Consider the following 13,409-nt stretch of genomic DNA (forward strand, 5'->3'; position numbering starts at 1 on the left):
AACAATAATTATCATTCGCAATAAACAAAGAGGAGATTAATTATCTTAAATTGAAGATTTGATTATAGCTTTTAGGGTTCAAACGCAAATAAAGAATCAATGTTACTAATACAAAGACCACATGCATTGCCCATACCCATGTAAAACCCTGACTGACTTGATGCAACCAAGCCGCCGCTAATGGCCCAAATGCCGCAATAATAAAGCCACCAGCCTGCATTAACGAAGTCAATGCGCCTGCGCTGACGGGATGAGGCAGATGATCTAAAGCGGTAATAATACTAAGTGCAAAGCAGCCGCCTAACCCCATACCTAATAGTGCCACCCACAAAAGTGGCACATCGCTAGCAAACAGCATCAGACCAGAAAAACCAAGAGCTTGGCAACTGAGCGTAATAATCAGCCAAAAGCGACGATCAATATTATGCGAAGCAAATACAGGGATCATTAGCGCAGATAACGCCTGAAACACCGTTAATATGGCAACAAACGTGCCACTTTGTGCAGCACTCATTCCCTGCTCTTGGAAAAAAGGTGCCAACCAAGTCACTACGGTACCATAACCCGCATTAATCAGCCCAAAACCTGCCATCAACAACCATGCTCTCGGCTTTCGTAAGAACGTCAATACTGAGATCGATTCCACTTTTGAACTCCGCTCTGTATGTACATTCGCCCAAATAGCCAACAACGCGAGCAAAGCTGGGAAGGCAAGCCATGCTAAAGCACTCTGCCAGTGGCCTGTTATTTTCTCAACCAAAGGCGTTAGCTGTGCACCAATTGCTCCCCCCGCCATTAACGTGGCTGAATACAAACCTGTCATCATCGCCATTTTTTGGGGGAAATTCGCTTTAATGAGCCCAGGAAATACCGACTGAATATAAGCCGCACCCACACCGCATAAAAAAGCGGTTAATAATAAAGCCGCACCATCAACAACAAAGTAACGAGCAAGTGAACCGACTAGCAGTAATAGCATTGCAGTACTGAGCCCCGCACGTTCGCCTATACGTTGGTTTAACATCGGCACAACCAATGCCCCAACCCCCATCAACAACATGGGTAACAACGTTAAAAGCGAAATGCTTTGATAACTCATCCCTGTCGTTTGAATGATATTGTCGATAACGGGCCCTGGGCCCGTCATAAAGGGCCGTAAATTCAACCCGACTAAGACAATGGTTAGTATCAACGCCAACGAAGATGGGGCTGTTTTACTCATTTAGATTGCCGTTCCCACCACTGTTGGTACAGGGTACTGCGCGTTTCATCATTAGGCTTTAATTGTTCAAACCGTAAACCTGATTGTTGTTCAGGAGCAACTCTCAGCACTTTGGCAATGGCATCCGTAGAAAGCCCAAAAGGTGCGGCATCATCGTTTGAATAGGCGTAAACGACCCGAGAGATACCCGCCATTCGCATGGCAGCAAGGCACATAGGACAAGGCTGCCCACTCGCATAAACCACACAGTCATCTAATTTCACACGGCTTAATTTTTGCCCAGCCTGACGCAGCGCCATCAGCTCCGCATGGGCAGTTGGGTCATTGAGCTCAAGCATCTGGTTGACGCCATTTGCAACGACTTGCCCATCACAGACAACAATTGCGCCAAAAGGTCGTCCGCCAGCTTGCACGTTTTCCATTGCTAAGTTGATAGCTTGTTGCAAAAATTGCGTATCCGACATTATTTCGCTCCTGAATTCTCAAGAATTTCAATCAAATTACGGTAACCTTTACTTTTTGCCAACGTCAACGGTGATATCCCCGAGCCATCAGCTAAATTGACATTTGCGCCGCCCTTAATTAATTCAGTGACAATTTGTGCGTACTTATCGCTACCATCACCCAAAATAATCGCTTCAATCAGTGCAGTCCAACCCAACCGATTAACGTGATTCACATCAACCCCCGCATCAATCAAGGTTTTGACCGTCGTTACGTGTCCGCGTTCTGCTGCAGGGATCAACGCAGTTCCCCCGTAGCGATTAGTGCTTTTCAAGTCAGCGCCATGTTGTAGGGTTAATACGAGTATCTCTTGTAAACCACGCGCTCCTGCGTACAAATAAGGGGAATCTTGCATATTATCGCGTGCATTAACATCTGCGCCTTGCTCTATCAAAAAACGGGCAACTTCAATATGGTTTTCATGGGTTGCCGCCATCAACGCAGTACGTTGGCGTAAATCGCGCTGTTCAATATTCGCACCTTGCTCAACCAAGGATTTAACGCCTTGTAGATTCCCTTGCTCAGCCAATGGCACCAAAGAATCAAGTTGTGGATTCGCCATACCTTTCACCATAAATGCCAACGAAATCATAAGAATGCTAACTAAGTGAACCAACCATTTCGCACGTAAAAAGAATGTTTTCATGATTAATCTCCCCGATGACTCTTTAATCTACTGAAAAAGTATGCTATTTAAAAATTAAATAACTAAATGGTAGGTATTTATAAAATGAATCCATTACTTAATCTTGTTTTGTTGAAAACCTTTGTCACTGTTGCTGAAACAGGGAATTTCACCGTGGCTTCACAGCATTTAAATTCAACGCAATCAACATTGAGCCAGCAGATTCAACGGCTAGAAACTTTAGTCGGCCAGCCTTTATTCGTTCGGGGACACCGCATACTCACCTTAACCGAAACGGGTGAAGTTTTGTTGAGTTATGCAAAAAATATCTTAGTACTCAATGATACCTTCTTTATGAAAATCACTGGCAATGCAGTAATTCAAACTATTCGGCTCGGTTTTCCGGAAGATCTCGCTTCTGGCCAAGTTACCCCAACACTTGCTGCATTTATGCAAGCTAATCCCAATGTGCGATTAGAAGTCACAAGTGGCCTAAGCCGTCAGCTTCATCAGCGCTACCAACATGGTGAGTTAGATTTAATTATTGTGAAACAGAAAAAAGGCGAATTTAAAAGTGATTACCATTGGCCTGAACCATTATGTTGGCTAATGAGCAACCAATATAAACACTGCAATAATGATTCCGTACCCTTGGTAGTTTTTCCTGAAAATGGTCTGTATCGTAATGATATGTTTAAGTTATTAGACAATGAACAACGCCCTTGGCACATAACTTATACTTGTTCTAGCCTCGCGGGCATTCAAAGTGCTATCGCCGACGGGTTAGGTGTCAGTTTATTACCTTTGCGAGCAAAACTGCCTCAACATCGAATTTTAACAGAAGAAGACGGTTTCCCTGCCGCTCAAGAAATGGAAATTGCCATGCATTTCCAGGCAAATACTTCGGACATTGTTACTCTGCTAGCCGAGAAACTGGCACAAAAATTGGGAGAGCGCGAGTGATACATAAATTGATTGAATTAGAAAAAAAATTACATAACAGTTCTAACCGACAGAATAGTGATTTTCTTCGTGAGATATTACATGCGGATTTTTTTGAATTTGGTCGTTCTGGGGGAACCAGTGATAAGCGAGATACGCTTTTGTCATTGGCAAATGAAATGGAAACATCTATTTATTCAGAAAATTATCACTGCTCATTCTTGAGCGATAATACCGTGTTAATGACCTATACCAGTTTTGAATTACACCATAGTAAAAAAATCAAACTCACCCACCGTTCATCTATTTGGCTAAAAAATTCAGAAAACCAATGGCAGTTGCGGTTTCATCAAGGAACCCCGATATAACTCTCTACTAAAAAATTTGAAACCTACTGAAAAACAGCAGCCTCCATTTGAAGACTGCTGTTTTTTATTGACGATTACTTATCAAAATAACCCGCTCGGATAGATGCCCCAATAAGGTTCACAACGAAGCGCCCGGCAGTCACCCCCGTTAGCTTAGATGGAATATCCTTGGCTGGGGTAATTTCCACAATATCCATACCAACAACGCGCCCCTTTTTCACTAAACCGTGAATTAGGCTGCGAGCCTGCAAATAGGTCACCCCACCAGGAGCTGGGCCATCAACTCCAGGCATGATACTTGGGTCAATGCCATCCGCATCAATACTAATATAGTAGTTCGAATTATCAGGGATCCGGTCTAAAATGGCTTGCATTCCAACCTCATGCAATTCATAGGCTGGAATAACATGCGCCCCATGGTCTTTAGCCGCTTGGTAATCCGCTGGGCGCCCACTACCTTGTGCACGTAAACCGATTTGGAAAATTTCACCTATATGTTTCATTTCTGAAGCGCGGCGGATCGGGCTTGAAAGGCCAGTATCGACACCATTAACCTCTTCACGCCAATCTAAATGTGCATCAATATGTACAAGTGTAATCGGCCCTATTTCATCAAATCCCTGCAAAATAGGCGTTGTGATCCCATGATCGCCCCCTAAAACAATAGGAAGTGCCTTAGCTCTTAGTAATTGCCGAATCGCCTCAGCCGCGCGTTGATGATGTTCCCCCAAAGGCTTTGATAAATCAGGAATAACATCACCACAGTCAACAAATTTAATATCTTTTCGACCTTGTAGTAGTGGCCCATCAATATCAAAATCATAATGATCTGGATGCCTAACAATTCGGTCACTCATATCACGTAAATATTGTGGAGCTCGAGATTGGTCATTAGTAAATGCATGGGCACTATAAGCAGAACTAAATGGCATCCCTAGTATGGCAATATCCGCTTCAATGCCGGCCAATTCAGTCACTAATTCTGAATATAAAAATGTTTTATGGCCAACATGTGGGGGTGTCGTTAATTTTTTCATACCAACTATTCCTTCTTAGATTTAGTTTTATTTCTTTTATTTTTTATTTCTTAGCCACCAAATGTGTTAGCTAGGAATACAAATAGAGGGACGCCAACAATATCCGTTAATACTGTTCCAGCAATTGGAATAATAATGAATGCTTTTCGTGAGAATAACCCATATTTATTACAAATAGCGTCCATAACCACTAAGCCATTTGGTGTTGCACCTAAACCATGTCCAATAAAACCAGCGGACATAACAGCGGCATCATAGTTTTTACCTAATGCACGGTAAACAACGAATATAGCAACTAATATTGTTGTAATAACCTGAGATATTAATATAATCGTTAGTGGCAAGGCTAACTCATATAATTCCCAAAGTTTTAACTTCATCATTGCCATCACTAAAAACATTTCTAGTGATAGAGTAGAAATTAACACTACTGTATTACGAGATATTTTAATTATCGGCTTTCTTTCATTAATTGAATGAAATACAACACCAACAAATAAACTAAAAATATGGCCGGGAATGGTAAAGCTCGTTGCTGTGCTTATCCATTTCGCTGTCGGCATTCCGATAGCAAGTATGCTTAAAATAACCGCCCCTGTAATAATACATTGTTGGGCTGTAATTTTATCTTCTGTGCTGTTACTTTCCGCTAAATTTTCTAAATCAACATGGTCAGTTTCAATTTTTAATTTATTTCTTTGAATCAACCAGTTCCCAACTGGCCCTCCTAGAATTGACCCTGCAATCAAACCAAACGTTGAAGCCGCTAACCCAACATTCAGAGCTTGGTCGTGACCAAAGGATTCAATCAGTGGTGCTAAAGATGCCGCCATACCATGACCACCCTGCATCGAGGCTTGGCCTGCCATCATGGCAACTAATGGCTCAATATCTAAAACATATGATAAACCAATGCTGACGCCATTTTGCATAAATGCCAGTCCCCAGCAAATTACCATATAAATCAGTAATATTTTTCCACCGCTCACTAATAGTTTAACACCTGTCATTAAACCAATTGTGACGAAGAATACATACATCGATAAGTCATATAATGTGTTATCAAAATTAAGTTCTACAATATTAAATTGATACGCTAACCACATTACAATAGAAAACATAAACCCGCCGATAACAGGGCTAGGAATTGAATACTTCATAAAAAATGGGAATTTTTTTATAATTACATTGCTAGCGATTAATAATAAAGCCCCTAATGCTGTAAATGTAATCATATCTAATTTTATTGTTAACAATTCATCTGTGACCATAAATTAGAATCCTTTTGTATTTATATATATTTGGATTAATTATTATTTTGTGGCGCCACTTTGGTAATAATCTATTAACAACTACAACTTTAAGATATACGTATCTGATAGGAATAAAAGTGATATTTTTGATCCTATGGTTTCATAAAATGAAACCTTTTATAGAAAACAAAAATAATTTTAATAATTAAAATAAAACAGCATTATTTATGTCATTTGTATCCCAACAAAAATTAAGCTAGATTAGCATTTAGTGATTCATTTCACGTAATAGGTATAAATATGCATAATAAAAAACTAACGGAAAAAGACTTAAAATCATTACGTGTTTTTACTTCCGTTGCAGAAGTCGGTGGCTTTACCATTGCAGAAAAAAAATTAAATATGTCAAAAGCGTCGATAAGCCGCCATATTCGTGAAATTGAAGAAAAACTCGGTGTCCAATTATGTGAAAGAGGACCTTCAGGCTTTAAGCTAACTGAATCAGGTTTATTTGTGATAGAAAAAGCCAATACTGCTTTGAAAGCATTAGATAATATCAAAACTGAAGTTGATGAACGCCATGGGATTTTATCTGGCACATTAGTTATTGGTGTTATTGAACATATTTTAACGGATCCACTCTGCCATTTATCAGCCACTATCACTCAATTTACCCAAGAGGCACCTAATGTCAAATTAGAGCTAAGCATACTCAACCATAATCAATTAAATAAAGCGCTTAGCGACAGAACAATTCAAATCGGTATTCGGGGGCAATATCACGAAAACAGCCGTTATAATTATCAATTCTTATTTATAGAAAACCATAAGCTTTATGTTTCTGCCAATACCGCCAGTAACAAACATAATCTAGCATTGGTTTATCGGCCACATCCATTCACTGAAAGTATTTTAGCATCGGGTGAATTTAGTCGAGGTCCTGAGGCCGCTGGCCTTGAGGCCGTTGCCACTTTTATCGCTTCAGGTCACTATGTCGGAATTCTGCCCGAGAACTATGCCTCCCATATTAATTTTCGCCACTCACTAATAGAAATGAACGATTCCCCTGTTTTTCATAACCGCATATGTGCGATCACTGAGGCCAGTAAACCTCTAACACAAAGTGAAGCGCTATTTTTAAAACTACTTTCACAATTAAGTGAAACTCCGCTATCTACATGACTAAAAAATCCCCCAGCAAGTCACCTCACTGGGGGATTCATCACAAGAAACTTAATGCGTGTTAATTACAGAACGTCAACACAGTTCAGTTCTTTAAATGCTTGCTCTAAACGAACAATCATTGATTCTTCAGATTTACGTAGCCATACACGTGGGTCATAATATTTTTTATTAGGCTTATCCGCACCTTCTGGGTTACCTAATTGGCCTTGTAAATAGCCTTCGTTCTTTTTGTAGTACTGTAAAATACCATCCCAAGCAGCCCACTGAGTATCAGTATCGATGTTCATTTTAATAACACCGTAGCTTACTGCTTCTTTGATTTCAGCAGCACTTGAGCCAGAACCACCGTGGAATACGAAGTCTAAGCTGTTGTGTGGCAGGTTATATTTTTCTGAAACGTAATCTTGTGAATTACGCAGAATTTTTGGCGTTAACTGAACGTTACCTGGCTTATAAACACCGTGAACGTTACCGAAAGATGCAGCGATAGTGAAACGTGGGCTCACCGCACTCAGTTTTTCGTAAGCGTATGCAACGTCTTCTGGCTGAGTGTACAGCTCAGAACTGTCCATACCAGTGTTATCAACACCATCTTCTTCACCACCTGTACAGCCTAATTCGATTTCTAATGTCATATCGATTTTAGCCATACGCGCTAAATATTTAGCACAGATCTCAATATTTTCTTCCAGTGTTTCTTCTGACAGGTCAATCATGTGAGAAGAGAACAGTGGTTTACCCGTTTTCGCGTAGTGTTTTTCACCTGCATCTAACAGGCCATCGATCCATGGCAGTAATTTTTTCGCACAGTGGTCGGTATGCAGAATAACAGGCACACCATAGTGCTCTGCCATTTGATGCACATGATAAGCGCCTGAAATTGCGCCTAAAATTGCTGCTTGTTGCCCTTCTGCTTTCAAACCTTTACCTGCGATGAATGCAGCACCGCCGTTTGAAAATTGAACAATAACTGGCGCACGCACTTTCGCGGCCGCTTCAAGTACGGCGTTAATTGAATCCGTACCAACACAGTTCACCGCTGGCAATGCAAAGTTATTTTCTTTAGCAACTGCGAAAACTTTCTGTACATCATCACCCGTGATAACACCCGGTTTAACAAAATCAAAAATTTTAGACATGTGAAAAGGTCCTGTGGTAAACAGGCAGCCTACGCTGCCTGTTGTGTATGAACAATTAATTACGCTTTAGCACGTTCTTCTAGCATCACAACAGCAGGGAGCTTTTTACCTTCAACGAACTCAAGGAAAGCACCGCCACCAGTAGAGATATATGAAATTTTGTCAGCGATATTGAATAAATCGATAGCGGCCAACGTATCACCACCACCCGCAATAGAGAATGCATCGCTGTCTGCAATCGCTTTTGCAACGATCTCGGTACCTTTACGGAAATTAGGGAACTCAAATACACCAACTGGGCCATTCCACAAAATGGTTTTCGCATTTTTCAGAATCTCAGCCAAGCGCTGTGCAGATTCGTCACCTAAATCCAGAATTTGTTCGTCGTCTTTAATCTCAGTACTTGCTTTCAATGTCGCTTCTGCGGTTTCTGAGAACTCAGTCGCAACACGAACATCAGTCGGTACTGGAATTTGGCAATGTGCCAGTAATTTTTTCGCTTCAGGGATTAAGTCTGCTTCATATAATGAGCGACCAACATTATTGCCTTCTGCTGCGATAAAGGTATTCGCAATACCGCCACCAACAATCAGTTGGTCTGCAATTTTAGATAGGGAATCTAATACAGTCAGTTTCGTTGATACTTTTGAACCGCCAACAATCGCAACCATCGGGCGAGCTGGGTTATCTAGTGCTTTACCTAATGCTTCTAACTCGCCACTTAGTAGTGGGCCAGCGCAAGCAACTGGAGAGAATTTAGCAACGCCATGTGTTGACGCTTGTGCACGATGAGCCGTACCGAATGCGTCCATGACATAAACATCACACAATGCAGCATATTGTTTTGACAGTGTTTCATCGTCTTTTTTCTCGCCTTTATTAAAGCGAACGTTTTCCAGCACAACTAACTCGCCAGCTTCGATTTCAACACCGTTAAGGTAGTCTTTAACTAAGCGGACTGGGTAATCCATTTTGTCAGCCAGATAGTCAACAACAGGTTGCAGTGAAAACTCTTCGTTGTACTCGCCTTCGGTCGGGCGACCAAGGTGAGAAGTGACCATGACTTTAGCGCCTTGTTTCAGAGCAGCTTCAATTGTTGGTAATGAAGCACGAATACGTGCATCAGAAGTAACTTTGCCATCTTTTACAGGAACGTTTAAGTCAGAACGGATGAATACGCGTTTACCCGCTAAGTCTAAATCGGTCATCTTAATTACAGACATGGTGAATCCTCTCGTTGATTCTCTATAAAGTTTCCATCAGCGACTGTGCAAAGCAATAAAGTTATCATGCCCTGCTGTCTGTCAGTCGCCAATTAGTTTAAACCTGTCGCTGCCATCGCTAATGTTGTATCTAGCATCCGGTTAGCAAACCCCCATTCGTTATCACACCAAACTAGGGTTTTAATTAAATGCTTACCACTAACTCGCGTTTGTGTACCATCAATAATAGCACTGTGTGGATCATGATTGAAATCCATCGAGACTAGCGGTAATTCAGTGTAATCCACTATACCACGAAAATGGCCTTGTGCCGCGTTTCGCAGTAGTTGGTTGACTTTATCAACACAAACATCGTTATGTACGGTAACACTCAAATCAATCGCTGTCACATTCGTCGTCGGTACACGGACAGAAATGGCTTCAAAATGGTCTTTAAATTTCGGAAAAATTCGCGTAATTCCTGCCGCTAACTTGGTATCAACAGGAATAATAGACTGACTCGCTGCACGAGTTCTGCGTAAATCTTTATGATAGGCATCGATAACAGGCTGGTCATTCATTGACGCATGAATCGTCGTCACGGTTCCCGATTCAATCGAAAAAGCCTCATCAAGCAATTTAATAATTGGAATAATACAATTGGTGGTGCAAGAAGCATTGGAAACAATCTTATCTTGAGCGGTTAAGCTTTCATGGTTAACACCATAAACGATAGTTGCATCAAGGTCATCAGCACCTGGGTGAGAAAATAACACTTTTTTCGCTCCTGCCGCTAAATGCAGTAAGCCGTCATCCCGTGAACCATAAACCCCACTACAATCTAAAACAACATCAATTCCCAATTCTTTCCAAGGTAACTCATGCAGCTCAGATTGGTGAAATAAGCGAATATTGTCATCACCAACTTGTAAAAGTGTTCCGTTAAGTCGTACATCCCAAGCAAAACGCCCATGGCTGGAATCATACTTCAGCAAATGTGCAATACCTTCAGGTTCAGCTAGTTCATTAACCGCCACCACGACAATTTCTGCCCGACGGCCTGATTCATACAACGCTCTTAGAACACTTCGACCAATGCGGCCAAAGCCATTTATTGCTACCCTGATTGCCATTCTACACCTTGTATCTGAGCAAAATCACACGGTTGCTAAGGATAACTGACTCACACCAACTCTACTGCTCATTTTAGCTGTCAAACATCAAAAGTGTGCTTCAACCGACATTTTTAAAAAATATTTTCATTCTATAACATACAACTGAAACGGTTCAGCTTATCTAGGATTAGATTAAGGGATATATTTATAGAACGCAATAGAAAATCCTATATTGGTGCACAAAAAAACAACGCCTAGTTTATCGCTAGGCGTTGTTCAACAAGATAATTAAAAATGAGAACCGAAATTCGGAACTCATTCCTTCTTATTTTATTTCAGTAAAGATTTCGCTGCTTCAACCGCTTTTTCTGCAGTGATGCCAAACTCTTTATACAGCTCTTCCGCTGGTGCAGATTCACCAAAGGTATGCATACCAATGATGGCACCATTTAAGCCTGTGTATTTGAACCAGTAATCTGCGATGCCCGCTTCAATAGCAACACGTGCGCTAACATTTGCAGGTAATACTGCTTCACGGTATGCCGCGTCTTGTTTATCAAATGCATCAGTTGATGGCATAGACACAACACGAACCTTACGGCCTTCTGACGTTAATTGGTCAGCTGCTTTAACTGCCAATTCCACTTCAGAACCTGTTGCAATAAAGATTAGTTCAGGCGAACCTGCGCAATCTTTCAGAATGTAAGCGCCTTTCTCGATATTGGCTAATTGCTCAGCGGTACGAGGTTGTTGCTCTAAATTCTGACGTGAGAAGATTAATGCGCTTGGGCCATCTTTACGCTCGATAGCATATTTCCACGCCACCGCAGATTCAACTTGGTCACAAGGACGCCATGTGCTGACATTAGGTGTCACACGCAGGCTTGCCAGTTGCTCAACCGGTTGGTGAGTCGGGCCATCTTCCCCCAGACCAATAGAATCGTGAGTATAAACGAAGATGCTACGCACTTTCATCAGTGCTGCCATACGAACCGCATTACGTGCGTATTCAACGAACATCAGGAATGTCGCGCCGTAAGGAATGAAACCACCATGTAACGCGATACCGTTCATGATAGCTGACATACCAAATTCACGAACACCGTAGTGAATATAGTTACCGGCTGGGTCAACGTTCAGCGCTTTCGAACCTGACCACATGGTTAAGTTACTTGGAGCTAAGTCCGCAGAACCGCCCATAAATTCAGGTAATACTTTACCAAACGCTTCTAGTGCATTTTGTGATGCTTTACGGCTGGCAATATTTGCTGGATTTTGTTGCAGATTTTCAACAAATTGTTTTGCATCCGCATCAAAATTAGCCGGTAATTCACCATTCATACGACGAGTAAATTCCGCTGCTAATTCAGGGAATTGTGCTGCATATGCGGCGAATTTTTTATCCCATGCGCTTTGTTTTTCTTTACCTGCGGTACGAGCATCCCAAGCTTCATAGATATCTTTAGGAATTTCGAATGGGCCGTAGCTCCAACCCAGAGCTTCACGAGTTGCTGCAATTTCAGCATCACCTAAAGGTGCACCGTGAACAGACTCAGAGCCCGCTTTGTTTGGTGAACCAAAACCAATAATAGTTTTACACATAATCAGTGTTGGTTTATCAGCTTGGTTTTTCGCTTCATTCACTGCCGCGTTGATCTGTGATGCATCATGTCCGTCGATATCACGGATAACATGCCAGCCATAAGATTCGAAACGTGCTGCGGTATCGTCAGTAAACCAACCTTCAACTTCACCATCAATTGAGATACCGTTGTCATCATAGAATGCGATCAGTTTATTTAATTTCAGTGTACCCGCTAAAGAACATGCTTCATGCGAGATACCTTCCATCATACAGCCATCACCCATGAAAACATAAGTGTGGTGGTCAACAACGTCATGGCCAGGGCGGTTAAATTGCGCGGCTAATGTGCGTTCTGCAATCGCAAAACCCACTGCGTTTGCAATGCCTTGCCCCAAAGGACCAGTTGTTGTTTCAACACCTGGAGTATAGCCATATTCTGGGTGGCCCGGTGTTTTAGAGTGTAATTGGCGGAAGTTTTTTAACTCTTCGATAGGTAAGTCATAACCAGTGAGGTGCAGTAAGCTATAAATCAACATTGAGCCATGGCCGTTTGACAGTACAAAACGGTCGCGATCTGCCCAGTGAGGGTCTGCTGGGTTATGATTCATATGGTCACGCCACAGTACTTCAGCGATATCAGCCATGCCCATTGGCGCGCCAGGATGCCCTGATTTTGCTTTTTGAACCGCATCCATACTTAGAAAGCGGATAGCATTAGCAAGGGTTTTACGAGTCGTCATCAGTATACTCCAGGTAGGATAAAAACGTACTTAAACCAATTTTTACAACGCAATACGGATAGTGCTACTTTAATTTCGCTGCAACATGAAAATATCAATTTACCGAGGTATCGCCATCGGTTTCCTTATCTAAGGAACCACAACACATCGACAACATACTGAGCATTTCACGAATAGAGCGATTGAAAGTAACCCAATTCTACCCATACCGCAATATTTGCTATGTTCATGGCAGCAGATCGCTAATAAATTGAACTGCCGCAAAGCTGAATCCATTCCATTGCGCAAAATATCCCTTAAGACTTACATTTTTGCGCAAGTGACTAACCTTATTAAACCTGAGTTCAGTGTCTGGGATCAAGGTGATTTATGCTTCTAGCTCATTTAGCTGCCACATTAGTGATAATTGGCAAAGTTTTAGACAAAAAAAAGCGCAATATGCCCGAATATTTTTGTTTGAGTTGAGTAAAAGACCTAGCCTTTCTAATGATT

At 41.6% G+C, this 13,409-nt stretch carries 12 protein-coding genes; 3 read left to right on the forward strand and 9 right to left on the reverse strand.

The features are described 5' to 3' along the window. Positions 1-40: 40 nt before the first annotated feature. Genes PSE60_RS11945 through PSE60_RS11955 form a run of 3 tightly spaced genes read right to left on the reverse strand, consistent with a single transcriptional unit; the run spans position 41 to position 2,372 of the window. On the reverse strand, positions 41-1,222 hold the full coding sequence (locus PSE60_RS11945) for a cyanate transporter (RefSeq protein WP_272665548.1): 1,182 nt from the start codon (positions 1,220-1,222) through the stop codon (positions 41-43). After that, complete coding sequence (locus PSE60_RS11950; protein ID WP_272665549.1) at positions 1,219-1,686, reverse strand: nucleoside deaminase; 468 nt, start codon at positions 1,684-1,686, stop codon at positions 1,219-1,221. Before PSE60_RS11950 ends, PSE60_RS11945 begins: the two co-directional genes overlap by 4 nt. Then, entirely contained in the window at positions 1,686-2,372 is a 687-nt protein-coding gene (locus PSE60_RS11955) for an ankyrin repeat domain-containing protein (RefSeq protein WP_272665550.1), read from the reverse strand. The genes PSE60_RS11950 and PSE60_RS11955 overlap by 1 nt, the downstream gene beginning before the upstream one ends. An 84-nt stretch (positions 2,373-2,456) precedes the next feature. On the opposite strand from PSE60_RS11955, the gene PSE60_RS11960 reads away from it, so the two are divergent. Together PSE60_RS11960 and PSE60_RS11965 are read left to right on the forward strand one after the other, a co-directional pair. Then, positions 2,457-3,314 (forward strand): LysR substrate-binding domain-containing protein, encoded by an 858-nt coding sequence (locus tag PSE60_RS11960; protein ID WP_272665551.1) that lies wholly within the window; start codon positions 2,457-2,459, stop codon positions 3,312-3,314. After that, on the forward strand, positions 3,311-3,661 hold the full coding sequence (locus PSE60_RS11965) for a nuclear transport factor 2 family protein (RefSeq protein ID WP_272665552.1): 351 nt from the start codon (positions 3,311-3,313) through the stop codon (positions 3,659-3,661). The genes PSE60_RS11960 and PSE60_RS11965 overlap by 4 nt, the downstream gene beginning before the upstream one ends. A gap of 74 nt (positions 3,662-3,735) precedes the next feature. Here PSE60_RS11965 and PSE60_RS11970 read toward each other — a convergent pair whose 3' ends face one another. After that, the gene (locus PSE60_RS11970; protein ID WP_210838589.1) at positions 3,736-4,698 is read right to left on the reverse strand and encodes an agmatinase; all 963 of its coding nucleotides are present in this window, start codon (positions 4,696-4,698) and stop codon (positions 3,736-3,738) included. A 50-nt stretch (positions 4,699-4,748) separates the two neighbouring features. After that, the gene (locus PSE60_RS11975) at positions 4,749-5,969 is read right to left on the reverse strand and encodes a sodium/glutamate symporter (protein ID WP_272665553.1); all 1,221 of its coding nucleotides are present in this window, start codon (positions 5,967-5,969) and stop codon (positions 4,749-4,751) included. A gap of 282 nt (positions 5,970-6,251) precedes the next feature. On the opposite strand from PSE60_RS11975, the gene PSE60_RS11980 reads away from it, so the two are divergent. Beyond that, on the forward strand, positions 6,252-7,133 hold the full coding sequence (locus PSE60_RS11980) for a LysR family transcriptional regulator (RefSeq protein ID WP_210839978.1): 882 nt from the start codon (positions 6,252-6,254) through the stop codon (positions 7,131-7,133). Positions 7,134-7,198: 65 nt separating this feature from the next. Here the strand turns inward: PSE60_RS11980 and fbaA are convergent, their stop codons facing one another. The 4 genes from fbaA to tkt form a co-directional block, all read right to left on the reverse strand. Beyond that, positions 7,199-8,275, reverse strand: a complete 1,077-nt coding sequence (gene fbaA, locus PSE60_RS11985) for a class II fructose-bisphosphate aldolase (protein WP_272665554.1) — start codon at positions 8,273-8,275, stop codon at positions 7,199-7,201. A 59-nt stretch (positions 8,276-8,334) separates the two neighbouring features. Continuing rightward, positions 8,335-9,498, reverse strand: coding sequence for a phosphoglycerate kinase (gene pgk, locus PSE60_RS11990; RefSeq protein ID WP_210839980.1), 1,164 nt, complete (start codon positions 9,496-9,498; stop codon positions 8,335-8,337). Positions 9,499-9,590: 92 nt separating this feature from the next. Then, the gene (epd, locus tag PSE60_RS11995) at positions 9,591-10,610 is read right to left on the reverse strand and encodes an erythrose-4-phosphate dehydrogenase (protein WP_210839982.1); all 1,020 of its coding nucleotides are present in this window, start codon (positions 10,608-10,610) and stop codon (positions 9,591-9,593) included. A 312-nt stretch (positions 10,611-10,922) separates the two neighbouring features. Continuing rightward, positions 10,923-12,917, reverse strand: a complete 1,995-nt coding sequence (gene tkt, locus PSE60_RS12000; protein WP_272665555.1) for a transketolase — start codon at positions 12,915-12,917, stop codon at positions 10,923-10,925. Positions 12,918-13,409: the final 492 nt, after the last annotated feature.

The sequence above is a fragment of the Providencia sp. PROV174 genome (genome assembly GCF_028480685.1).
Lineage (GTDB): Bacteria > Pseudomonadota > Gammaproteobacteria > Enterobacterales > Enterobacteriaceae > Providencia > Providencia rettgeri.

Coding starts and splice junctions, on each gene's coding strand:
- epd (WP_210839982.1), bottom strand. CDS start 10,610: ATGGCAATCAGGGTAGCAATAAATGGCTTTGGCCGCATTGGTCGAAGT.
- pgk (WP_210839980.1), bottom strand. CDS start 9,498: ATGTCTGTAATTAAGATGACCGATTTAGACTTAGCGGGTAAACGCGTA.
- PSE60_RS11955 (WP_272665550.1), bottom strand. CDS start 2,372: ATGAAAACATTCTTTTTACGTGCGAAATGGTTGGTTCACTTAGTTAGC.
- PSE60_RS11975 (WP_272665553.1), bottom strand. CDS start 5,969: ATGGTCACAGATGAATTGTTAACAATAAAATTAGATATGATTACATTT.
- PSE60_RS11970 (WP_210838589.1), bottom strand. CDS start 4,698: ATGAAAAAATTAACGACACCCCCACATGTTGGCCATAAAACATTTTTA.
- PSE60_RS11945 (WP_272665548.1), bottom strand. CDS start 1,222: ATGAGTAAAACAGCCCCATCTTCGTTGGCGTTGATACTAACCATTGTC.
- PSE60_RS11950 (WP_272665549.1), bottom strand. CDS start 1,686: ATGTCGGATACGCAATTTTTGCAACAAGCTATCAACTTAGCAATGGAA.
- tkt (WP_272665555.1), bottom strand. CDS start 12,917: ATGACGACTCGTAAAACCCTTGCTAATGCTATCCGCTTTCTAAGTATG.
- fbaA (WP_272665554.1), bottom strand. CDS start 8,275: ATGTCTAAAATTTTTGATTTTGTTAAACCGGGTGTTATCACGGGTGAT.
- PSE60_RS11980 (WP_210839978.1), top strand. CDS start 6,252: ATGCATAATAAAAAACTAACGGAAAAAGACTTAAAATCATTACGTGTT.
- PSE60_RS11960 (WP_272665551.1), top strand. CDS start 2,457: ATGAATCCATTACTTAATCTTGTTTTGTTGAAAACCTTTGTCACTGTT.